We start from the raw sequence: 19937 nt of genomic DNA, 5'->3' as shown, positions 1-19937 counted from the left end.
CTACACGACCGGCTCTAGGCCAATCTGGTGCTCGTCAAACACCACGGCATACAGGGTCGACGCCGGGACGAGCGACTGCAGGAACAGCGTGTCCTTTATCATCATCAAGCACAGGTGCATATCTGATACTTCTGAAAGATACTCCAGCACTTCCCCTTGCGAGTGGCTTACAACGGCTATTGAGAGGTCTGCGCTTGTCCTGATGTCTGACAGCAGGTTTTCCATCCCGCTCCTTATACCCTTTCTGCCATAGGATCTCTGCATCATATCTGTCCCCATGATGTTGAGCAGCAATTTGTCGGGGCGCTTTTGTTTCATCTTGGCAAGTGCTTCTACGATCGGGTCGGCGCGCTGTTTTTTGCCCGGCATGGTGATGATGTTGTCGGCCATGCCGTTTACCTTGCTCATCCATAATATCTTGAAAAGGTCCTTTTTGTCTGCAGGCATCGACGGCTCCAGATAATCCATTATGGCATGCGGGTCCATCCAATCAAATGGCTGGAACAGCACAGGGTTGTTGTCGAAGATAAAGTTCGATATGATCCTCTCGAGGAAAGCCATGGCCACGACAGCGTTTACATGCGGATCCAGCTCAAGCAGAACTGTGCCTTTCCTTGGAAAGCCGCCGCCAAGCGAGCTGTCCAGTACAGGGTAACCGCTCCGGATGTAGTCAGTTGTCGCGATTCCGTTGCTAATACGAATTTTTTTCCTGTACGGCTCCGCCGCCGGCTTGAACTTGATCGGCCTGTAAGGTACAAAGCTGCGGAAGACGCTGTTGTCAAGTGTATAGATGTACGACGGCCTTTCAATACGTATGCCCCGGAGTTTGAGCAGAAATATTTCGCGCACCCGCACGCTTTCGTAGTAGCTCTGCTTCAGCTCCACGATGCCGTCAACAAGAAAGTCAAGCGTGGTGTCGTCTGGGTGCTCGCTTATGAATATCAGCTTGGCCCCTGCCCTTTCCCTCCACGTCTGGAGCACCCTCTCGTTGTTGAGGCGTGCCTCCTTATCCATGAACGACGCGATTGCGTCCCAGCTGTCAATGATGATCACTGGCGACTTGATGTCCATCAGCTGGTTGGTGATGCGCTCAAAGAGCGATTCGGGTTCGTCGAGCCTTGCGTCCTCGAAACTTGTCATCAGCCCGTGATCCGGCGCTTCCGCGGGGTTTGCTGGCCTGGGCTGCCCTACAAATTTCGCAAGCCATGGGTAGTATTGGAAAAGCTGCTTTGGCGAGATCCTTGTCGAGATGTAGAAAAAGTTGTTCTTGCTTTCAAGCGCCTTCAAGATAGTGAGCGCAAGCGTGGTCTTACCGGTGCCAGCAAAGCCTTTAATGAGGAGTGAATACGTGTCGCGCTGAATAAAGCGCATGAGCTCATCCGGCATGTATATAGGCCGACTCTCATTCTCCCCATCGATGCTCACGGTCGATTCTGCCACGCATTATTCACCACAATCGCGTCTTGGTACAAGACGTTTTTCGGATTAATGGTTATTGATGTAGCTGTTCCTTATTAAATATTCAACATGTCTTATTCTCAATAAAACAATATAATGAACTCGCGTGTAGAAACAGGCGTTGGAATTCGAGAACGCATGGCTTGAAGTAAAAGGCTGCGCAGACAGCGTCCAAACCGCAAGCGTCAACGAGCAGGCGCTGGAAGTGCCCGCCATTTCGGAGGTGCTCGAGGCTGCGGCAAGCACGAACAAGCTGCATCCAGGGATGTGGGACTACTCCCGCCGGCTTGACAAGGTAGAAGTGGAAATGGTAAGGGGCGCGCTCGGGCTTTCAAAGACGGCCGAGGACGGCAGGGCAGTCTCGCTTTCAGTCAGCGTGGCGTACAAGGGATCCTGCTACACCCTCACGCTCTTTGCGATCAAGAGAAGCCAGTAACATATTTATTGTAATGAACAAGTCTTGTGTCCTACGTATCGCTATGGTGATTAATGAGGAATTACTGGCGGCTAGGAAAAAGGTTGCCGAAAAGAGGCCCAAGTTCATCAGGCAGGAGAGCTGGAGGTATGACAGACTGGCTGAGAACTGGAGGAAGCCCAAGGGTAAGGATAACAAGATGAGGAAGCAAAAGTCGGGCATGCCGGCAATAGTCAAAGTCGGCTACAGGGGCCCAAGAGCGGCAAGGGGCCTCCACCCGTCAGGCTATACCGACAACGTCGTTCACAACGTGGCCGAGCTGGCAAGGCTCGATCCGAAAAAGGACGCCGCCAGGCTGGGGCACACCGTAGGCAAGAGAAAGAGGACAGAGATAATCGCCAAAGCCAACGAGCTTGGCATCAAGGTGCTCAACGCAGGCCTTCTGGCACCAAAGAAGGAACAAGAAAAAGAGAAGGAGAATAAGGAATAAAATGGTAGTCAACATTGCAAAAAAACGTGAACTTGTGGCAAGGATCCTTGGCGTTGGAGCCAACAGGGTCCGCTTTGAGCCTGACAGGCTTGAAGATGTTGCAGACTCGATTACGCGTGAAAATATACGTTCGCTTGTAAAGAGCGGAGCAATATGGACAGTCCAGCCGGCAGGGACCTCAAGGGGCAGGGCGATGGAAAAGCGCTCAGTCTGGAAGGTTCACGGCAAAGGCCCCGGCTCAAAGAAAGGCAAAAAGACGGCAAGGGTCGGCAAGAAAGAAGTCTATGTAATCAAGGTCAGGTCCATGCGCTACCACCTCAAAGTCCTGAAAGAGAGGAAGGACATCACCAACGAAATCTACTGGCAGCTGTACAAGAAGGTCAACGGCGGCCAAGTAAGGTCGCTGGCGCACCTGCGCGAGCTTGTAAAAGAAGCCAAGATCCGCTAGCTTAATTTCACAAGGTTTGCCCTACATCCTGCAAAGTCATGCAGCATGTTGTCGCCCATGAAGCGCAGGCCTTCCTTTTTCAGCAGCCCCTTTTTCCTTGCCTTGCCAAACGCGTAGCCGCCTATGCTGCCGTTTGACATGACTACCCTGTGGCACGGCACGATAATCGGGTTTGGGTTGCTGTTCAAGATCCTTCCAACTGCGCGCGATGCCCGCGGGTGCCCAAGAGCCTTGGCGATATCGCCGTAGGTCGTGACCTTGCCTTCAGGGATCCTGACAAGTATGTCATAAACGTCGCTTGCCTTCAGCTGCCTTTTCATGTGGTAAAATATGAGGTAGAGGTATTTCAATATTCAGACTTTGTGGATTCCAAGCCCTGTTTTTTCTGCCATCTTGATTATCCTGTCCTTCTGGCTTCCAAGGCCCTTGCCGTCAACAACGATGTGCGTTACTTTCTCCACGCTCTTTTCAATCATCTGGTCCAGCATCTGCTCGTCAATCGCTTCAAGGTTGTGCTTTGATGCTACCGCTGCAAGGCCAAACTCGGACTCCAGCAGCAGCTTGTTGAACTTGGTAGGGTAATGCGTGCCTCCAAGCGCGATTCCCACTTTATTGCAGCGCTCAATGCCCCTATCGAGCAGGCCAAGCAACGTCTCGCATATCACTCCTGCAGCGTTTCTATCGCCCCACTGCTTTTCTGACGAGCCCAGCTCCACAAACAGGATGGGCTTTTTCAATGACGTTGGGCCATGGTGGGTCGCCTCTATGATAATGTCGTATTCCGGCACCTTGTGCCTGGCGGCAGTTATCGCCTTTAGGTATCCTTTCTGCAGGCTTGGGTACGATATTGCAATTTCCCTTGGATTTCCGCCATAGGAGTTGTCGGCAAAGTTGCCTGTGCAGTGGCAGGTGAGCGTAGGGATCTGGCTGTCTGATCTGTGTTTTGAGAGGAAAATGAACGAGCTGGCGTCAGGATAGTCCCTGTCAAGGTCTTCCAAGGTGAGCAGGCTGCCAGAAGCGACATGGAGCTGGACGTTTTTGTGGCGCGGTGACCTGTAGGACTTGCCATCGTCGTCGCTTGCAAAGCCCGCGCTATTCTTGAGGTAATCGGCCATTGTCACCCCTGCGAGATCTTGGCTAGAGGCTACGAGAACATGGTTATTATCCAATCCAGAGTGCCTGCGAACAATTGTAATTTTAGCCTTGTCTCATGCAACACATCATCATTTTCAATGCTACCGTCGTCCTGCTGGCCAATTGGAGAGATCAGCAATGCGCCGCTAACTGTAACAGGCCGGGACCCGGCATTCTTTATTTCCAGCGTGTGATTGCCAGTTGAAACGGTCACTGTCGTACTGGAAAACAGGGTGTTGGTTACGTTGTATAATACCAGCGTCTCTCCATTCGGCCCAGTTATCCTGGCCTGAAGCGGCACATCAGGAGGGTTGCCCGCAAGCGATAGCAGAAGCTGTTGCCTTGCAGGCAGGTCGACCATCTCTGCCGCAATCGAAAGGTTAGGCTCCAGCGACGTCTCGTCAATGATAATCGATCCTTCCAGAACCTCTGGTGACGCTAAAGACGGAAATTTATGCAACAATCAGCCCCACAGCCAATATGGCGCCGCCAATGATCAGGAAATTAAGACCGACCTTCACAGCGTTGGAAGGGCATACGAACTATTGTATCTTTGCTTACTTATGACAGTCGCTTTTGAGCCCTTGGTTACAATTTTCAGACACATGCTAGATACTAACTAGTTTAGCCCTCCTGCCTCTATCAATGGAAATTTTAGCATTATTCCACCTAAGTAAATTTATAAATTGCATCAGACCTCCGCATACCTAACAAAATGAGCGATAGGGTAGACGATGCCCCAGAGGAAGAAATGGGCTTTGAGGATATCAAATTTGATGATGACAATAATCAGGATTCTATAGAGGAGTCAGAGGCAGCGCCAGAGCCTGCCGAGCAGGCGGCGGCACAGCCGGAAGAGGAGCAAATGCCAACAACAACAGCCGAATCAGCGGCAGCCTCTCCGGCGCCTGCGCCAGCAGAACAGGCGGCGCCAGCAAGCGACTCCAAGTTCTTTGCCATACGCACGACAGGCGGACAGGAGCGTGTCGTGGCAGGCCAGATTCAGGTAAGGGTGAACGCCAAAAAGATAGGGATCCGCTCGGTCATGGTGCTTGACAGCTTTAAGGGTTACATCATTGTCGAGGCTCCGGACTCTAACGTAGCATACGAAGCGCTTGCAGGGATAAGGCACGTCCGTGGCCAGATAAGGGGCGACCTGCCGTTCAAGGATATCGAAGGGTACCTGGTGAAAAAGCCGATGGTGTCAGAGCTTAACGTTGATGACACGGTCGAAGTCATTGCCGGCCCGTTCAAGTCCATGAAGGCCAAGATAACTAGAGTCGACTATGAGAGGCAGGAGGCGACAGTAGTTCTGCTCGATTCGCCTTACCAGATACCGGTAACTGTTGACGCAAACTACCTCAAAAAGATTGCGCACTAGGCAATTCCTGCACCCTAACTGAACGATTAAATAAAGAAAAGTAGGAAAATTCCACTGTCTCTCTGGCCGGTGTTATATAGTATTGATTGTTGATCTGAACGTCAAGGGCAAGCGCGCCATAGTGATAGGCGGCGGGACAGAGGGCGTCAGAAAGGTACGCGGCCTGCTTGGGCAGGGCTGCAAGATAATCGTGATCAGCAACAGGGTTAACCGCTTTCTATCAGACCAGGCGGCGCTTGGCAAGATCGAGCTTGTCAAGGCAAAGCTCTGCGACGCCAAGATTCTGGATAATTACAGCGACGACAACGTGTTTCTGGTGCTTGCGGCGACCAACGACCGCGAGCTGAACCGCATGATAGTTGAAAAAGGTAGGTCAATGGGCGCGTTCGTCTATGCTGCAGACGATCCCGAGGTCAGCGACTTTTCCTACGCTTCCATTGTCAACATTGAAGGCGTGATGCAGGTCGCGATCTCTACCTCTGGCAAGAGCCCCATAATGGCGCGCAAGGTGAGGATCAGGGCTGAGCGGGTGCTGCGCAGGATAATCAAAAAGGCAGACATCGAGAACGCAAAACTGCAAGAGTTTGCTAGGCAGGCCGCGCGGCCAAGGATCAAGACCGTGGGAGAGCGCAAGGAGTTTCTCTATTCTTTGATAAAGGACAAGCGAATCCAGAACCTTATTAAGGAAGACAGGATTGAAGATGCTAAAAGCGCGACGCTAGAGCTGTTGCAAAAATGGGAGAGGAAAAGCACAAAATGACGACGGCAGCTATCAAGGCCGCACCATCACCAACATCATCACCAACAGTCGCGCCAGTTCATATCGTCAATGCACGCGTCACTTATCGCAATGCGCCCATCCACCTACTTGAAAAATTTACATTCAAGGATATTGATGGCGCGCACAAGGCTTTCCTGAAAAAGGCAGGCTTTGAAGAGTGTGTAATCCTGCAGACGTGCAACAGGATCGAAGTGTTTGCAGCGTCCAAGAATCCAGACGAGGGCAGGCTGCTTGAGGAGTGGGCCTCAGCCGTCGGGCTGCCAGAAAAGGACTTTGCAAACGTCGAAGTCAGCAGGGGCAGAGAAGCGGTAATGCACCTGATGAAGCTTACGTCAGGGCTTGACTCGCTTGTAGTGGGCGAGGATCAGATACTGGGCCAAGTAAGGCGCGCTGTAGAATTCTCCCGCTCTGGCCGCTATGCAAGCGCAAACCTGTCTCTGATATTTGACAGGGCACTCAAGGTTGGAAGCAGGGTCAGGACTGCTACTGGCATCAACAGGGGCAACGTTTCAATCGCCTCTGTAGCGGTGAACCTTGCCGAGGAATACTTTGACGACCTAAAGAGCAAGACAATAATGCTGATAGGCACTGGCGAGGCGGCAAGCCTTGTGGCAAAGGTGCTCAAAAAGCGCAATGTCAACTTTATGGTTACAAGCAGGGCTCCCGAAAGGGCCCGGTCATTTGCCGAGACGGTCGCTGGAACCCCAATCCCGTTTGACAGCGCGCTGGAAATGCTGCGCAAGGTCGACTTGATATTCACTGCCACTGTTGCGCCGTACCGCCTTCTTACTTTTAACAGGATAGAGAACGCCATGAAGAACAACAGGCGCCAAGGCATGATGATCTTTGACCTTTCGAACCCGAGGACGGTCGATGAAAAGGTCGCGACTATCCACGGCGTCAAGCTCGTAAACATGGACCAGATTGCAGAGCTTGTTGGCAAGAACATGCGCTCCCGCATGAAGGAGATAAGTTCGGCAGAAAAGCTGATCGAAGACGAAATGAAGTCGGTCGATATGATGATGAAGAGGATGAAGGCCGAGCCGGTAGTCGTATCAGTGTTCAAGAACGTCGATACAATAAGGGAGCGCGAATTGAAAAAGGCGCTGGCGATGCTTGGCAAAAAGCTTGGGCCAGAAGAAACCAAGATCGTGGAACAGCTTTCGTACGCTATTGTCGAGGGCATCCTTTCGACTCCCATGAACAACCTTAGAAAGGTGACAGAGGAAGGTGAAAGCGAAGAGCTGATGAAAATAGTAGCCAAGTTGTTCAAGTATGAAGAAAAGCAGCAACAGTAACGCTTTTCCAAACGTCAGGCTCAGGCGCCTGAGGACCACTCCGGCAGTACGGGATCTCCTTCAGGAGACACGCCTTTCAGCCAAGGACCTGATAGCACCAGTATTTGTTCAGGAAGGGCTGAAAAAGCCCGAAGAAATCGGCTCGATGCCGGATATCCAGAGGCTGCCACTCTCAAGGCTCGCTGGCGAGGTTGAGCGCATCATGGATCTTGGCATTTCCGCAATAATCCTCTTTGGCCTGCCGTCTCATAAAGACGCAGAAGCAACTTCAGCCTTTGATGACAGAGGCATAGTCCAAAAGTCGGTTGAACTTGTACGCAAGCAGTTTGGCAACAAGGTGGCGATAGTGACTGACGTCTGCCTGTGCCAGTACACGACGCACGGGCACTGCGGGCTAGTAGTTGACAAAAAGATAGACAACGACAGGAGCATCGACACACTTGCAAAGGTTGCAGTCAGCCACGCAAAGGCTGGCGCGGACATTGTTGCGCCATCTGCCATGATGGACGGGCAGGTGCAGGCGATACGCAAGGGCCTTGACGCTTCTGGATTTTCAGAGGTAGCGATAATGGGCTATTCGGCAAAACAGGCATCCCCGCTGTACGCGCCTTTCCGGGATGCCGCTCACTCGGCTCCAGAGTTTGGCGACAGATGCACGTACCAGATGCCCTTTTCAAATGCAAAAGAAGCGATGCGGGAAATAGAGACAGACATTGCAGAGGGCGTTGATATCGTCATGATAAAGCCGGCCATACCCTACCTTGATCTTATCTACAAGGCAAGGCAGGCAACCAACCTGCCGATATGCGCCTACAGCGTCTCTGGCGAGTATGCGTTGATAAAGGCGGCCGCCATGAACGGATGGGTGGACGAGAACGCAGTAATGACCGAGTTTCTCACATCTATCAAGCGGGCCGGCGCCAATGTGATCATAACTTATCAGGCCAAAAAGATGGCAGAGTTGCTTTCTAGGTAACAGTAGTAGTAATAGTTCACGTTTTTATGATGGCATGTGCTACCAACATGTTGGATGTTTGCCACAGACACTGGTTCAGAGCGGGCCACAAGTATCGAGGACTACCAGAATACCTGCACCGAATTCATTACAGACATCAGCCGCGACTACATGGACTGGGTAGACCGCTACCAGCTGGGTGAACAGGAGACGGCAAGAAGGAAGGCTGCGATAAGCAGCATCGTCAAGACGACCAACGACTGGATAGTGAAATACGGCAACACGATCAAAAAGGTAGACATTGTCATGAACGACGGCGTGAACAAGATGGCAGAGAGCACTGCCGGCTACCCCTTCAACTTTGACATATTTGTAAACAAGATGAAGCGTTATACGACACATCCTGTTGGCGAGATAAGGATGAACATCAGGGCGATGCCTCGGCCGGGCCGGCTTGCGCGTGTGGGCAACTACCATAAAGACCAGCTCTTGCTTGTCAACGCCAGTTCGCCGGTCAATTTCTCGTTGAGCAAAGAGAGCATGAAGGGAGCAGACATCCTTGACGACTATGTCATCATTGACGCCAAGGGTTGCCAAAAGCACGACCTTATCTCCCTCACGGCAGTGGTAGAAGAGGTTGAAGGCGATTATGTAACCGAAAGTAGAGGATATTCCACGTTGATTCTGCTCATATAGCAGCACGTACGCTTTAAATAACGTTGCAGTATCGATAGAGTTTGCATGCGACGGTCGTCCAGTTTGGTCTAGGACATCAGATTGCCAATCTGGTAACCCGGGTTCAAATCCCGGCCGTCGCATTCTTCATGATTTCCTTGACATCCATCTTCTGCAGCTTTTCGATTTCCTTATCAAACCACGCTTCTACCTGATCAGGACTCGTCTTCACCTTTGACCTTATTTCCTCAAGCTCGGCCTTTCTTGCCCGAGTCATCTCTTCCAGCCGCGGCGCATATGCCGAAGCCGCGCTCTCCATCAACCGGTCGATAAACTTGTCCATCATTTTAGATCAGCCCAAACAGCACTCTGAGCAGGATTATCAGCACTATGATCCCCAAAACTATCCAGACGATTGTCCATATCATATCTGCTGTAGCCTAACATCTGATATAAGATGAATACAATAATTGTCTAGATCTACTATAATTTTTAAATATCATATATTATTGGCTGCTTCCGCAGGCGCAAAAGCCGAATTCATCTATCCTCTTGTTGCAAGCCGGGCACCTCTCGCCATACTCGACCTCCCAAGCATGCTTGCCGTACATCTGGTAGTGGGTGTCGATCTCTGGCGGCACTCCTTGGTCGTCTTTTGTCGGTTCCTCCTTCTTGCGTTCAACGGCCATCAGCAGCTAGAATTGGCAAGAGCGTGTTATTAACCGTGCTTTTTAGCGTTTGTCCTGATTATTTCAAGCGCCCTTTCTGCCGCGTCCTTTTTTGGTAGCTGGATCATGAACACGTTCTGCGAATTTGTATATGTAGACGAGTCGGGCGCAAGCGAGATCAGGCCGCTCTCTGCCAGTGCCTCGAAAAACTCGATCATGTTGTTTGCATACAACAAATAGTTCTCCTCAAAGTCAGTATCAAGGAACTTTATCTGGACATCTACAAAGACGTCCTGCCCGTCATAAAAGATGTCAAGTAGTGTGTCTGCCCGCACCTTTTTGCCATACACCTTTTGCAGCATTTCTTCGTACTCTTTTTGGTTTAGCAGTATGCAGGGCACTTTGGAACCAGAGAACTCGACGAGCGTGGCACCCTCCCGGTGGAGGTTGGCCTTAAACTCTTCAAGCGTGCTAAAGTTTCTCTTAGGCATCTTTTCTACTGGTTTTCCTTTATTGTCTCTGTGAAATAATCTTTAAGCTCTATGCTCCTTTGCATCTTTTTGTAGACATATTCGTGAGCCTTGCAAAGGTAGAACGGCATCTGCTCGGTGTGCAGAGCGTTGTATTTCATGTTCCCCTTGACCAGCTCAAGCTGCACTACAAAGTCAGCCCTATTACCACATATGTTGCACTGAAAACGCGGATCATCGCTTGTCCCGCTTTCTCCCACGTCAATCAATGGCAGCTCATTCATAAAAGAATTTTTGTTTTCACGCTCTGAAGCAGGGCTCTTTATCAAAAGTTAATAACTGTTTTTATGCATCTGACAAAAAGCAATGGTCATGGATGCCATGCTGCTATTCCAGCATCACAGGTTTTTAATGAAAAAAGTAAAAGGATCAGGAATGCTAGCAAAGCCTTATCGACTTTGCTAGCAGAATCGCACGCTGCGAATCGTCTTGCTGCATCTCATTGTTTTTGTACTTGTTGCTAAAGTAGATCAGGTCTATCATCTTGCACCTGTCAATGTTGACCAGCGTGCTCCCGTTGGTGCCGCCGGTGGTGTTGGCGTTTGTCAGTATCACCAGCTTGTCAACAAAGCCTGTCGACTTGAGCGTGTTTGATATCTGCTCAAAGCTCTTTGCGTGGTCTTTGTTTATCACGACTGCCACGGCGACCTTGGTCCCGTACGGGTCGCTGTACATGACGTCGATCCCGTTGCCTTTGGCATCCGTTGAGTGCGGCCTTGCTACCACTCCCACCTCGTGGGCATAGTTGACAAGGTCCTTGACTGCATTCCTGACGCCTGATTCAAGCATAGATATGTCGTTGCAGTTGCGCCTGATCTTGATAAAGTCCGAGATGGGCACGTCCATCACGCTGCCCCTTATCCTGAGGCCAGGGTAGACGTTCTTTATCGTGTCGTCTATCGCTTGCTCATCTATTGTGGCGATGTCGCGCTTGGCCGCGTTCTCTGTGGCGTGGTACATTATGTTGAGCATCGAGCGCACATTACGGAAATCTGGGAATTCGTCATAGATCACCTTGACCTTTGCTGCCAGGTCGCGTTCCTGATCTTCTGCAAAGCTCTTGGTTGCATCGTAGTGTCTGATGTATTCAAGCACGATGTCCATTATCTCCTCAAGCGTATTAGAGCCGGCAATATCGACCTTGTAGTTTGCCTTTTCCAGCCTGTCAAACACGGAAACGTTCGACCTGCGTATGTCGTCGTACGACGAGGGCGTGAATATCAGCATCAGGGCAGTCGCCGGAAGGTGTGCGTTGATCACCGCCTTGACGAACTCGACTGATTCCCTGTCTGCGTCAAACTCGTCAATCTGGAACAGAGTCAGTCTGTGCAGGAACTTTAGGTTCAGGCTTGCAAGGGCTGCCAGGCTTGCGATGATGTCTTCAAGAGTTGCGACATTCTGCTCGTCAGCCCTGAACTTGCCTTCAATGACAAGCTTCAGTATCGCGATCTCTACCGGCGAGAATTCCTTGCCAAGTGTGTCGGTGATCGCGGTATAGTTGGGCACCAACTCGTTTCGCAAGAGTTGAGCAGCCTTGTCTGCAAGACTCTTGCCAGTCAGCGAGTCCATAAATCCATAGTTGAATATCTTTTTCGCGCTCCCGATGTTGCGCTCAGCCTTTTCGCGGAGGTAGTCGACTACCGCCTGCCTCAGCCTTGTTGCATATTCGTCTGTAAAGCCGGCAAGCATCGCGCTGTAAAGGCTGTGCATGTTGCGTGGCGATATCTGCGAAAGGTCGACGTACGATACCACTGCGCTGTCAGACACCTCCTTGAGCCCCTTTGTGTGGAGCGCCAAGTGCGTCTTGCCGGATCCCACATCCTGTATCACAGTCACAAGGCGGAAATCCTTGTCCGTGGCAGTCCCTGCGCTTACCTTTGAATGAAGATCGGAAATGCAGGACAGTAGCGCAGCCTTGGCATCCTTGTGCCTCCTGCCGCCAAGTATCTGGGCGTCAATGAGAGTCGGAGTCGGGCTGCTCGGGTATGGGTTGCGATCCAGTTTGTAAGGGTACATTTTGTATTATATGCACCTCACGAATCCATGGAGGAGTCCTCTTATCATCACGCCTTCTCCGCCTCCGGTAGAAAGCTCGTACCTGTCCTGATGCATGCTGGTCAGTTCGCCGACGAGCCTGTAGAATTCGTCTGAAGTGATGTTGCACCTATCGCACAGCTCATTCCTCAGCTTGGCAAGTTCAACCCAGCCTATCGACGAACCAGAGTTGGCCAGTGCGACGTCAAACTCTTCCTTGAAATCATGAACGCTCATCGTCCTTCTTGGAGCTGTGGGTATTGGAACGTTGTTTGTTGTTGCAAGCATCTGCTGGTGGAGCGATGACTGCTGGTCATTCTTTATTTCCAGCACGAACCTTGCAAGGTTGGAAATGTTATTTGCGAGTGTTTCGACTGTGTGCGCAAGCTCCTTATTTGAGCTGCTGACTGACGCTTGCAACGACTGTATCATGTCGTACGTCAGCTTGAATCTTGGGTCGGAATTGAGCAGGCTCTGGATGTAGTGCGTCTTGTGGAAGCAATAGTAAGCGCCGGCGCGCTTGTCAACGAAAACTTCGCCCTTGCTGATGACCTTTTCCAGCGCGGCGTCGATGTCCCCAAGTTCCTTGCGCAGATCGGTCTTTTTTATGCCGGCCGACCCCGCAGAAAGGATTCTTTTGACCAGTTTTTCCTCCGCGGTCATGAGGTAGAGGGTCAAAATTGTTATTTAAATCCCGACGTGATAGTGAGCAGCAGTTTTAGTAAATTTCTTTAAACCATGTGGGCAATCCAAAGAGTTAATATTGTAAAGTGCACTCCTTTCTCACGGGATGATGAATACTCTTTCTGCTTTGTGATGAAAGTACTAGGGTATCTGACCTCAAACTGTTTTTTCTATCTGCACTCTTCTTGTCCTCGCCCTTCTCATGGCCGCAAATATGGCAATGATGGCTGCCACCCATAGGCCGGCCATCACAAGATTAGAGATGCTGATGTACATGTAGGGGATCGCCTCCATGAGTCCAAGGTTGATCCTCTCTGCTGACTTGTGCATGTCACTCATTGCCATGTTGTACTGCTCGCTGTGCGGGACCATTGCCGAGGCAGACTCGGCCCTCAACAGGATGCCATCTAGGTTCTCCCGGATAAGCCCAAAGTCCGTTCTGGCGGTTGGAAAGAGCCAGACAGGGTTGTTGCCCTTGACAGGCATCAGCTCGATTTTTGCCAGCTTGATGTATTCTGCCAGCTGCTCTGGCGTCTGGGCAGTCTGGGCTCGCGCAACGAACCCTATCGCCTTGTTGACATGATACAGCGTGGTCTGGTAGCCATAGTACGCCATTCCTGCACCCATGATCAGGAATGCAAGCACCCCAGCAAGCACAACCTTTTGCCGGTTCACGACTCTCGTATGGGTGATGACGCTTGCAGCAGCCATTGTCGCGCCGCTGTCAAGATTGTTATTATTATGATGCTTGCCTGCAGCAATGGCCGGGGCGTAGGTACCACGCGTGTCGCTCTTCTTTTTCCGAAATGAAGAGTGCACTATGCTCAGGTACGTGACATAGATGAACCCTATCGTCGGGACGGCTATCATAGGTGCATAGACGGCATTGCCGGAGGCAAGCGAGATGAACACCGCCATGCAGCCATAGACTGCAAAGAATATCTCAAGGAGCGTGGTCTTTGTGAAGGGAAGAACGTACTCTTTGTTCCTCCAGTCATCATCCTTGTTCACGATGCCGAACTTGGGCGTGCGCAGGAATTCGTTCCTTTTGCCAAACACCGCGTCGAACACTGCCACGGTGTTGTTGACGGATATTCCTGACGCAAAGAACATCAGGAAAAAGAACTGCCTTGCCTTTTCGCGAAGCATCCTTGGATCGCCGTTCCAGGCTTGGTTTATGACAAGCAGGTATCCGCCCGGCCCCATCATTATGTACATGACAACAGAGATGAGCGGGACCCAGCCCACGGCATAAGAATTAGCGCTCATTGCAAGGAGCATGGGGAATATCAGGAACTGCGCAAGAAAGAGCGGGTTGACGGCATGCCTTGTAAGCTGTATGAACGCTTGGGCCTTGGTGTCTACTGGCACCCGGCGGTGGAGCATCAGGTCGCTTAGCAGCTTGAGCGCCACCTGTATCGAGCCCTTGGCCCAGCGGAACTGTTGGCGCTTTGCAGCGTTCATTTGCACCGGCAGCTCGGCATCAACCTCAAGATCCTCCAGAAAGAGGCAGCGCCAGCCTTTCATCTGAGCCCTGTAGCTGAGGTCGAGATCCTCAACAAGTGTGGTAGTGTGCCAGCCGCCCGCGTCGTTGATGCACGCCGTCCTCCATATGCCAGCCGTGCCGTTAAAGTTCATGTAGAGATGGCTGAGGCTCTTTGCCTTCTGCTCTATCAAAAAGTGCAGGTCAAGCGACACTGCCTGGGCTTCTGTCAGGGTAGAGTAGTTTTCGTTGACATGGCCCCACTTGCACTGCACAAGGCCGAGCCTCTTGTCAGTGAAAAAGTGCCCAAGCGCCCTTTTTAGGAACGACGCAGGCGGTATAAAGTCGGCGTCAAATATCGCGATAAACTCGCCCTTGGCGTGCTTCATGCCCGCCTTGAGCGCGCCAGCCTTGTAGCCGGACCTATCAGTCCTGTGCATATGCACAATGTCAAACCCCTTGAACCTATAGTCGTCCACTATGGATTTTATCAGGTCGATGGTGTCGTCGTCGGAGTCGTCAAGCACCTGTATATGCAGTTTGTCCTTTGGGTAGTCCATCCGGCAAACCGCGTCTATCAGGCGCCTTGCCACGTACTTTTCATTGTACAGCGGCAGCTGTATTGTAACCACCGGCAGGTTAGGCGGCAGCTCTGTCTTTTGGCGCATCTTTTTGTTGTGCCTGATGTTATTGCGTGACTGGTATGCAAGGTAGTAAAAGTTGAGCGTGTATATCATCATGATCCAGCCGATCATCAAGAACAATACGTAGAGAAAAGGGCCCGGACCGTACATGGTATCAGCTCTCGGAACGAGTGATACCCTTCTATCTATTTATAGGTACTTGCGGTCAGCTCTTCTTGAATATCTTGACTGCCTGCGGAGGACACACGTTTTCGCACGCCATGCAGAATATGCAGTCCTTTTCTCTTATCATAAATGCCTTCTTGTCAGAGGCTGGGTGCCCTGGAGTCTGGAGCCATTCATACACGTTGACTGGGCATGCTTCAATACACGCGCCGTCTGCCACACATATATCAAAGTCGATGCAAACATAGTCGCCCCAAATGCCAAGCTGTCCGGGAGCATCATATGGGCCCCAAACCTTGATTCCCTGATATGTGCCAACCTGTTGTCTTTTCTCTTTAAACTTGGGATCAATCGGGCCTTCAACCTTGCCATAGTTTGTGCCGGTGCCTGATAGCGAAATTGTGGTAGGACCGCCTGCCGCTGGCGCGCTTGGAGCTGCCGGAATCGCAGGTGGCGGAGCGGCAGCTGTTGGAGATACGGCTGCTGGCGCAGCTGGAGCTGCGGCCGGCTTTGGCACGGCCGCCTGGGCAGCCATCGTCTTTTGCCTTTTAACAATGCATAATTGATTGTGAACATCCCTCATGCTCTCTAGCGTGTTAGGGTTGCTGTGGCGCAGAAGGGTGCCACAGTCTTCGCACACATACTCGGTTACGGTGGCAGTCACGAGATAGTATGGACTCTAACTTATTTATTAACTATGCCAAAAAGAAAGGAAGAAAAGGGCAGGTTCTTTACTGCCTTGTAAACTGTGCTTGCTGTTGCGCAAAGAACGTTGTCCACGCCTTTGCGACATTGGTGGAAAAGTCAGTCACTGCGTCGACTGTCCTGTTGTAGATCTTCAGGTTCTCCCTTGCCGCATCCAGCGCGTTGATCGTCAGCTGGTTGTTGATGCCGACAGACCTAATTGCGTTGTTTGTCATTTCGTTTGACTGTCTTGTGAACAGGTCGCCGTACGGCACTGATGGGATGTTCCAGATGCTTGCATACTGCTTTTGTGCTGCAAATGCAGTCTGGATCATGTTCTTGGTTGTCTGGATGTAGTCCAGCTGGAGGTTAGAGATTGATTGTGAATATTGCGGCTGAACCTTTGCAAATTCGTCTACTGTTCTTATGAGGTTGTCCCTCATGGTGTCGTATATGTCGCTTGCTCTTGTTTCGTCCTTTGATGGTGATTTGGTATCGACCATTTTTGATTGCCATTTAATGGTAATTACTGGTGATATATAAACATTGGTCAATAATGACGTTTATCACCATGTAATGGTGATAAAAACCAGATATTGGTCGCACTGAACCTATACTTGTATTCAATCGCTCAACGACCGATGATAAAGAAAAATAGCTATTGTTGCATATATAGAAGTAGTTGGCTAAGCTGGCACCAACACTAATTGCAGTAGCTTCTGCCTTTACAGTGCAAATGGCGCTTATGAATGAGGCATACGGCCATCCTGCATGCACAATGCCTTGTGGTGCTAGCAGCACTACAGAACCAAGTCTTTCTTGGGCAATGTTTGTCATAGCTGCGCTTGCAACCGCGTTTGTAGTCTATGGCACGACAAGGCAAAAGGCAAAGAACTTTGCCATATTCAATATATACAACTACTAAATCTTCTGACCATTGATTCACCTGCCGACTATGCAGGTACCTTTCTAATATAGCATCTAGCCGATCTGCTGCCTCTTTTTCTCGGTCTTTTTCTCTGCGTCAAACCTTTCTAGCTGGTACTTATTCATGTCGACGAACTTGATACCTTCCGCTAGCACTGGATGGACTCTTTTGATTTCGCTGTACATTTTCTGGCATGCTAGGCGGTAGTCGGGGTGACCCTGCGGTGCCGTGCGGAGCTCTATCATATGACACGCCTCCCGCAGGTTCATCTTTACGAAGTAGGGATAGCGGTACGCGAAATTGACGACATACTGCGCTTCTTCGGGCATCGTCTTTGCCATTGCTTCATAGACCTGTTTTGCAAGGTCCATGCATTCGACAAAGCCCTTGTCCAGACCCGCATCGATCAGTTCCTGCGGCAGGTCGTAGCCGTGCCTTGTAGACAGCAACTGGCGCTCCATCGTGAGCACCCTATGTCTGTGCAGGTCGCGAAACATGCCAAAGTTGGTGAACAATTCGAAGGTATAGTCGACCATTTCAAACGCTCTACCTGGCCTATGCCGCCGGTTGGCGCGAAATTCGGTGTATGTCCTGATGACCTTGTGCCGCTCCTCAGTTGGCATCGACTTGACATAATTTGTTATCCTTTGGAGCGACTGGCCCTGCGCCTGCTCGTACAGGATCGCAGAAGCAACCTTTACTTCGACTTGGGAATTGTCCTCAAAGTCAAGCAGCTTTACAAGTTCTGGCCTGTCCTCCGGCGGGACTCCTGATAGGTAGCCCTTGGCAAGCCTGCCTATCGCATTTTCAGTTTTTGAAACATATTCCTGCAGGGCTTGGCCGTATCTGTCATTTGCGCGCCTTATAAAGGAGGGAATGACAGCATTCAGCTCACCAAACAGCTGGTCGGCAATCGACCTGATCTCTTTGAGCTTTGACCCGTACATCAACGTCAGCAAATATTCAAACGCCCTGCCGTTGCCTGTTATGCCCACGTTTGTCATGGTGGATGCAGGCAAGAGCCCGCGGAGAAGGTCGAGCGCCTTTGCCTTTATCGTTACGTTGTAGATCCGCTCTGCGGCCTTGATGTCCTTGTCCGATTTTAGCTGACCAAAAGGCACTTCCTTTTGTAAATCCGAGTTGAAAAAACTGAACCGCTCGATAGGCTCCCTCTCCTTCAAAAATGATTGCAGGGGCTGGATGCTCCTGCTGTATGTGTCAAACGAGTGGTCGCACGCTTCGATGTATCTATCAGCGTGAGGCGACGCCATGATGCTCTCCTCCCTGACGTAGCGGTAGTATCTGCCGCCAACCTTTTGATCAAACGCCACGTAGCGAGACGACTTTTCCAAGTATGAGAGGCCGATCCTGCGATCCTCTATCTTTTTTGCTGCAATGTTGGAAATGCCCTCGACGGCAACCTGCGCCTCGCCCAGCTCGGCTACCGAGTCGTCGCCGTACTCTAGGAGGACACGCCTGTAAAACTCCTCGCCTCTGTTCGGGTTTTTTGCAAACTCGTCCAGAAACACCCTCCGCATGGTCTTGTCTGTGCGAGAGTAGCGCGACATGAGCGCCCCCCTATCGACCTGTTTGGGGGTGATTATCGCAAAAACAGCCCTGTCAGCATTTGAGAAGTGGCCCTTTAGTTCGGCCTTTTCCTCTTCTGTAAAACTATCCAGAAAGACCCTGCTGTCAAACGACAATAGAACTAGCCGCAAGCATGTTCAATAAAAAGTTGCGCAACAGGGAATAGCAAAATTGCTCTTACTAAATAATGCAACTATTTTGACACCGTTATCATTATACCATCTTGCTCAACGATTCGCATGAGCGAAGAAAAGCTCGGATTTGTAGGCAAGCAGGTCAAAGACATCTATGGTACTTACATCGGAAGAGTAGTCGGTATAATAACCGAGATAGACGGCGAGATCGAGACTGTCGGGGTCGACACCGGCTCTGGCGGCCTGAAGCAACTGCCTTACGAGCAGCTCGTGATCCAGGGTGATTACGTATTCTTCATTCCAAAGTGGAGGCTGGACGCGCAGAGGCTGCTGAGGCAAAAGTCACTGACGCTAAAGAGGATAAAGGCGTTGCAGGAGATCGTTGCCGAGAATGACTCTATGAAGGAAGACGCAGAACTGGTTTACATAAAGTACGAGAAAAAGCTGGCCGAGCTCGAAGGCAATGAAAAGCAGGTCAATGACGCGCTGAACGCCAGGTTGGCAGAGCTTGACGCAGAGGCCAGGAACATCAAGGCCGTGCTGTTTGACGCCAAACTGCAGTTCAGGAGCAACGAGATGAAGGAGGAGACCTACCAGCAGATCAAGGTCCAGACGGACGAGCTGATAGAGCACATCAACAACGAAAGGACAGAGATCGGCAACGTCAGGGCAAAGATGGCCGCCAACACACTTGAAAACCTTACTGCAGCTGCTACTACCGAACAGGCAGCCGCTTCTGCAAAGGGAGAAGAAGCTCCAGCAGCCGAGCCAAGCCAACCAGCTGCCGATGAAATATCTCCAGTCCAGCAGGTGACCACCGCAACAGCAGGTGAAGAAGGAGAAAAGCCTGCCATGTTGTCTGCCAACGGAGCAGAACAGCAGTCCGAGACAAGCTGGCTCAGCCAAGTAATCACAAAATAAATTTTTGCTGGACCGGACGTGGTCCGGTCAATTTCTTGTTTTCAAAAAATTTAGAGAGGTCAGCGTTCCCTGACCGTCGTCTGCAGGAGCTCTCCTATTTCGCTGTGCATCTTTAGGAAGTTCAGGCCCTTTGCTGTCGTTTTGTACGTCTGTGTCCCTTCCATGTATTCGAGCAGGCCATTTTCGATGAGTACCGATAGGTACTCTCTCAGCTGCGCATAGCTTAGAAAAGCTTTGTACATGATTTTCGTCTTTGTGGCTCCGCCGTTCGCTGCCTCTAGGATCATTGCTACTATTTCTGTTCTGCTTCTGTACTTCAAACTATGATAGCAGTAATTTTTCTTGATTTTTAATATATCGGCAGACTCTTTACTAAGAAACTTCTGAAATCTGTCTTAGTTTTTTGCGCATGCAAGGAAGAATCAAACAAATGCTTTAAA

25 protein-coding genes and 1 tRNA gene are annotated in these 19937 nt (G+C 50.8%); 11 read left to right on the top strand and 15 right to left on the bottom strand.

Features of this window, described 5'->3' with window-relative positions; genetic code table 11:
• Positions 1–1440 carry an RAD55 family ATPase gene (locus tag NGAR_RS10835; protein WP_148681327.1) on the bottom strand — a complete coding sequence of 480 codons (1440 nt, stop codon included), beginning with the start codon at positions 1438–1440 and terminating at the stop codon, positions 1–3.
• Between the two features lie 139 nt (positions 1441–1579).
• Between NGAR_RS10835 and NGAR_RS10830 the strand changes: the two genes are divergently transcribed.
• The 3 genes from NGAR_RS10830 to NGAR_RS10820 are packed head-to-tail and all read left to right on the top strand — an operon-like array spanning position 1580 to position 2811.
• Positions 1580–1894 carry a hypothetical protein gene (locus NGAR_RS10830; protein WP_015019776.1) on the top strand — a complete coding sequence of 105 codons (315 nt, stop codon included), beginning with the start codon at positions 1580–1582 and terminating at the stop codon, positions 1892–1894.
• Positions 1895–1937: 43 nt separating this feature from the next.
• Entirely contained in the window at positions 1938–2363 is a 426-nt protein-coding gene (locus NGAR_RS10825; RefSeq protein WP_015019775.1) for a 50S ribosomal protein L32e, read from the top strand.
• Position 2364: 1 nt separating this feature from the next.
• Positions 2365–2811, top strand: a complete 447-nt coding sequence (locus tag NGAR_RS10820) for a 50S ribosomal protein L19e (protein ID WP_015019774.1) — start codon at positions 2365–2367, stop codon at positions 2809–2811.
• Here the strand turns inward: NGAR_RS10820 and NGAR_RS10815 are convergent.
• From NGAR_RS10815 to NGAR_RS10805, 3 genes are read right to left on the bottom strand one after another with little or no spacing between them, the layout of a single operon-like run.
• Positions 2808–3161 carry an MGMT family protein gene (locus NGAR_RS10815; protein ID WP_015019773.1) on the bottom strand — a complete coding sequence of 118 codons (354 nt, stop codon included), beginning with the start codon at positions 3159–3161 and terminating at the stop codon, positions 2808–2810. The genes NGAR_RS10820 and NGAR_RS10815 overlap by 4 nt on opposite strands.
• 3 nt (positions 3162–3164) lie before the next feature.
• The gene (locus tag NGAR_RS10810; RefSeq protein ID WP_015019772.1) at positions 3165–3926 is read right to left on the bottom strand and encodes a D-aminoacyl-tRNA deacylase; all 762 of its coding nucleotides are present in this window, start codon (positions 3924–3926) and stop codon (positions 3165–3167) included.
• 29 nt (positions 3927–3955) lie between these two features.
• Complete coding sequence (locus tag NGAR_RS10805) at positions 3956–4408, bottom strand: hypothetical protein (RefSeq protein ID WP_148681326.1); 453 nt, start codon at positions 4406–4408, stop codon at positions 3956–3958.
• Between the two features lie 252 nt (positions 4409–4660).
• Between NGAR_RS10805 and NGAR_RS10800 the strand changes: the two genes are divergently transcribed.
• The 6 genes from NGAR_RS10800 (at position 4661) to NGAR_RS10775 (ending at position 9178) form a co-directional block, all read left to right on the top strand.
• The gene (locus NGAR_RS10800; RefSeq protein ID WP_015019770.1) at positions 4661–5326 is read left to right on the top strand and encodes a transcription elongation factor Spt5; all 666 of its coding nucleotides are present in this window, start codon (positions 4661–4663) and stop codon (positions 5324–5326) included.
• 82 nt (positions 5327–5408) lie between these two features.
• Positions 5409–6086, top strand: a complete 678-nt coding sequence (locus NGAR_RS10795; RefSeq protein ID WP_015019769.1) for a precorrin-2 dehydrogenase/sirohydrochlorin ferrochelatase family protein — start codon at positions 5409–5411, stop codon at positions 6084–6086.
• Positions 6083–7405 carry a glutamyl-tRNA reductase gene (gene hemA, locus NGAR_RS10790; RefSeq protein ID WP_015019768.1) on the top strand — a complete coding sequence of 441 codons (1323 nt, stop codon included), beginning with the start codon at positions 6083–6085 and terminating at the stop codon, positions 7403–7405. Before NGAR_RS10795 ends, hemA begins: the two co-directional genes overlap by 4 nt.
• Positions 7383–8381, top strand: a complete 999-nt coding sequence (hemB, locus tag NGAR_RS10785; RefSeq protein WP_015019767.1) for a porphobilinogen synthase — start codon at positions 7383–7385, stop codon at positions 8379–8381. The genes hemA and hemB overlap by 23 nt, the downstream gene beginning before the upstream one ends.
• Before the next feature lie 54 nt (positions 8382–8435).
• Positions 8436–9056, top strand: coding sequence for a hypothetical protein (locus NGAR_RS10780; RefSeq protein ID WP_015019766.1), 621 nt, complete (start codon positions 8436–8438; stop codon positions 9054–9056).
• 47 nt (positions 9057–9103) lie between these two features.
• Positions 9104–9178: transfer RNA gene (locus NGAR_RS10775), tRNA-Gly, on the top strand.
• Here NGAR_RS10775 and NGAR_RS10770 read toward each other — a convergent pair.
• The 9 genes from NGAR_RS10770 to NGAR_RS10730 all read right to left on the bottom strand — a co-directional run bounded on the left by NGAR_RS10770 (position 9160) and on the right by NGAR_RS10730 (position 16430).
• Complete coding sequence (locus tag NGAR_RS10770) at positions 9160–9381, bottom strand: hypothetical protein (RefSeq protein ID WP_148681324.1); 222 nt, start codon at positions 9379–9381, stop codon at positions 9160–9162. The two genes, NGAR_RS10775 and NGAR_RS10770, sit on opposite strands and share 19 nt — an antisense overlap.
• Before the next feature lie 160 nt (positions 9382–9541).
• Positions 9542–9724 carry a hypothetical protein gene (locus NGAR_RS10765; RefSeq protein WP_015019764.1) on the bottom strand — a complete coding sequence of 61 codons (183 nt, stop codon included), beginning with the start codon at positions 9722–9724 and terminating at the stop codon, positions 9542–9544.
• 29 nt (positions 9725–9753) lie between these two features.
• Positions 9754–10194 (bottom strand): hypothetical protein, encoded by a 441-nt coding sequence (locus tag NGAR_RS10760; RefSeq protein WP_015019763.1) that lies wholly within the window; start codon positions 10192–10194, stop codon positions 9754–9756.
• A gap of 5 nt (positions 10195–10199) precedes the next feature.
• Complete coding sequence (locus NGAR_RS10755; protein WP_148681323.1) at positions 10200–10457, bottom strand: hypothetical protein; 258 nt, start codon at positions 10455–10457, stop codon at positions 10200–10202.
• 154 nt (positions 10458–10611) lie between these two features.
• Positions 10612–12249 carry a hypothetical protein gene (locus NGAR_RS10750; protein ID WP_015019761.1) on the bottom strand — a complete coding sequence of 546 codons (1638 nt, stop codon included), beginning with the start codon at positions 12247–12249 and terminating at the stop codon, positions 10612–10614.
• A 6-nt stretch (positions 12250–12255) separates the two neighbouring features.
• The gene (locus tag NGAR_RS10745; protein ID WP_148681322.1) at positions 12256–12930 is read right to left on the bottom strand and encodes a hypothetical protein; all 675 of its coding nucleotides are present in this window, start codon (positions 12928–12930) and stop codon (positions 12256–12258) included.
• A 177-nt stretch (positions 12931–13107) separates the two neighbouring features.
• Positions 13108–15228, bottom strand: coding sequence for a cellulose synthase family protein (locus NGAR_RS10740; protein ID WP_015019759.1), 2121 nt, complete (start codon positions 15226–15228; stop codon positions 13108–13110).
• A 55-nt stretch (positions 15229–15283) separates the two neighbouring features.
• The gene (locus tag NGAR_RS10735) at positions 15284–15907 is read right to left on the bottom strand and encodes a 4Fe-4S dicluster domain-containing protein (protein WP_015019758.1); all 624 of its coding nucleotides are present in this window, start codon (positions 15905–15907) and stop codon (positions 15284–15286) included.
• A gap of 67 nt (positions 15908–15974) precedes the next feature.
• Positions 15975–16430, bottom strand: a complete 456-nt coding sequence (locus tag NGAR_RS10730; RefSeq protein WP_015019757.1) for a hypothetical protein — start codon at positions 16428–16430, stop codon at positions 15975–15977.
• A gap of 233 nt (positions 16431–16663) precedes the next feature.
• Between NGAR_RS10730 and NGAR_RS10725 the strand changes: the two genes are divergently transcribed.
• The gene (locus tag NGAR_RS10725) at positions 16664–16852 is read left to right on the top strand and encodes a hypothetical protein (protein ID WP_148681320.1); all 189 of its coding nucleotides are present in this window, start codon (positions 16664–16666) and stop codon (positions 16850–16852) included.
• Positions 16853–16908: 56 nt separating this feature from the next.
• Here the strand turns inward: NGAR_RS10725 and NGAR_RS10720 are convergent, their stop codons facing one another.
• The gene (locus tag NGAR_RS10720) at positions 16909–18558 is read right to left on the bottom strand and encodes an FAD-dependent thymidylate synthase (RefSeq protein WP_015019755.1); all 1650 of its coding nucleotides are present in this window, start codon (positions 18556–18558) and stop codon (positions 16909–16911) included.
• 123 nt (positions 18559–18681) lie between these two features.
• Between NGAR_RS10720 and NGAR_RS10715 the strand changes: the two genes are divergently transcribed.
• Complete coding sequence (locus NGAR_RS10715; protein WP_015019754.1) at positions 18682–19497, top strand: CdvA-like protein; 816 nt, start codon at positions 18682–18684, stop codon at positions 19495–19497.
• Between the two features lie 59 nt (positions 19498–19556).
• Here the strand turns inward: NGAR_RS10715 and NGAR_RS10710 are convergent, their stop codons facing one another.
• Positions 19557–19817: a winged helix-turn-helix domain-containing protein gene (locus NGAR_RS10710; protein ID WP_015019753.1), complete on the bottom strand. Its 261-nt coding sequence runs from the start codon at positions 19815–19817 to the stop codon at positions 19557–19559.
• Between the last annotated feature and the right edge of the window lie 120 nt (positions 19818–19937).

The sequence above is a fragment of the Candidatus Nitrososphaera gargensis Ga9.2 genome (assembly GCF_000303155.1).
GTDB lineage: Archaea > Thermoproteota > Nitrososphaeria > Nitrososphaerales > Nitrososphaeraceae > Nitrososphaera > Nitrososphaera gargensis.
The sequence above is the reverse complement of the archived record's forward strand: the minus strand, read 5'-3'. Positions and strand labels throughout refer to the sequence as shown.

What these genes read in the sequence shown, in the direction of transcription:
- NGAR_RS10770 (WP_148681324.1), bottom strand. Translation starts at nt 9,381, where the DNA reads ATGATGGACAAGTTTATCGACCGGTTGATGGAGAGCGCGGCTTCGGCA.
- NGAR_RS10765 (WP_015019764.1), bottom strand. Translation starts at nt 9,724, where the DNA reads ATGGCCGTTGAACGCAAGAAGGAGGAACCGACAAAAGACGACCAAGGA.
- NGAR_RS10760 (WP_015019763.1), bottom strand. Translation starts at nt 10,194, where the DNA reads ATGCCTAAGAGAAACTTTAGCACGCTTGAAGAGTTTAAGGCCAACCTC.
- NGAR_RS10755 (WP_148681323.1), bottom strand. Translation starts at nt 10,457, where the DNA reads ATGAATGAGCTGCCATTGATTGACGTGGGAGAAAGCGGGACAAGCGAT.
- NGAR_RS10810 (WP_015019772.1), bottom strand. Translation starts at nt 3,926, where the DNA reads ATGGCCGATTACCTCAAGAATAGCGCGGGCTTTGCAAGCGACGACGAT.
- NGAR_RS10825 (WP_015019775.1), top strand. Translation starts at nt 1,938, where the DNA reads ATGGTGATTAATGAGGAATTACTGGCGGCTAGGAAAAAGGTTGCCGAA.
- NGAR_RS10820 (WP_015019774.1), top strand. Translation starts at nt 2,365, where the DNA reads ATGGTAGTCAACATTGCAAAAAAACGTGAACTTGTGGCAAGGATCCTT.
- NGAR_RS10780 (WP_015019766.1), top strand. Translation starts at nt 8,436, where the DNA reads ATGTTTGCCACAGACACTGGTTCAGAGCGGGCCACAAGTATCGAGGAC.
- NGAR_RS10745 (WP_148681322.1), bottom strand. Translation starts at nt 12,930, where the DNA reads ATGACCGCGGAGGAAAAACTGGTCAAAAGAATCCTTTCTGCGGGGTCG.
- NGAR_RS10750 (WP_015019761.1), bottom strand. Translation starts at nt 12,249, where the DNA reads ATGTACCCTTACAAACTGGATCGCAACCCATACCCGAGCAGCCCGACT.
- NGAR_RS10730 (WP_015019757.1), bottom strand. Translation starts at nt 16,430, where the DNA reads ATGGTCGATACCAAATCACCATCAAAGGACGAAACAAGAGCAAGCGAC.
- NGAR_RS10715 (WP_015019754.1), top strand. Translation starts at nt 18,682, where the DNA reads ATGAGCGAAGAAAAGCTCGGATTTGTAGGCAAGCAGGTCAAAGACATC.
- hemA (WP_015019768.1), top strand. Translation starts at nt 6,083, where the DNA reads ATGACGACGGCAGCTATCAAGGCCGCACCATCACCAACATCATCACCA.
- NGAR_RS10800 (WP_015019770.1), top strand. Translation starts at nt 4,661, where the DNA reads ATGAGCGATAGGGTAGACGATGCCCCAGAGGAAGAAATGGGCTTTGAG.
- hemB (WP_015019767.1), top strand. Translation starts at nt 7,383, where the DNA reads ATGAAGAAAAGCAGCAACAGTAACGCTTTTCCAAACGTCAGGCTCAGG.
- NGAR_RS10740 (WP_015019759.1), bottom strand. Translation starts at nt 15,228, where the DNA reads ATGTACGGTCCGGGCCCTTTTCTCTACGTATTGTTCTTGATGATCGGC.
- NGAR_RS10725 (WP_148681320.1), top strand. Translation starts at nt 16,664, where the DNA reads ATGGCGCTTATGAATGAGGCATACGGCCATCCTGCATGCACAATGCCT.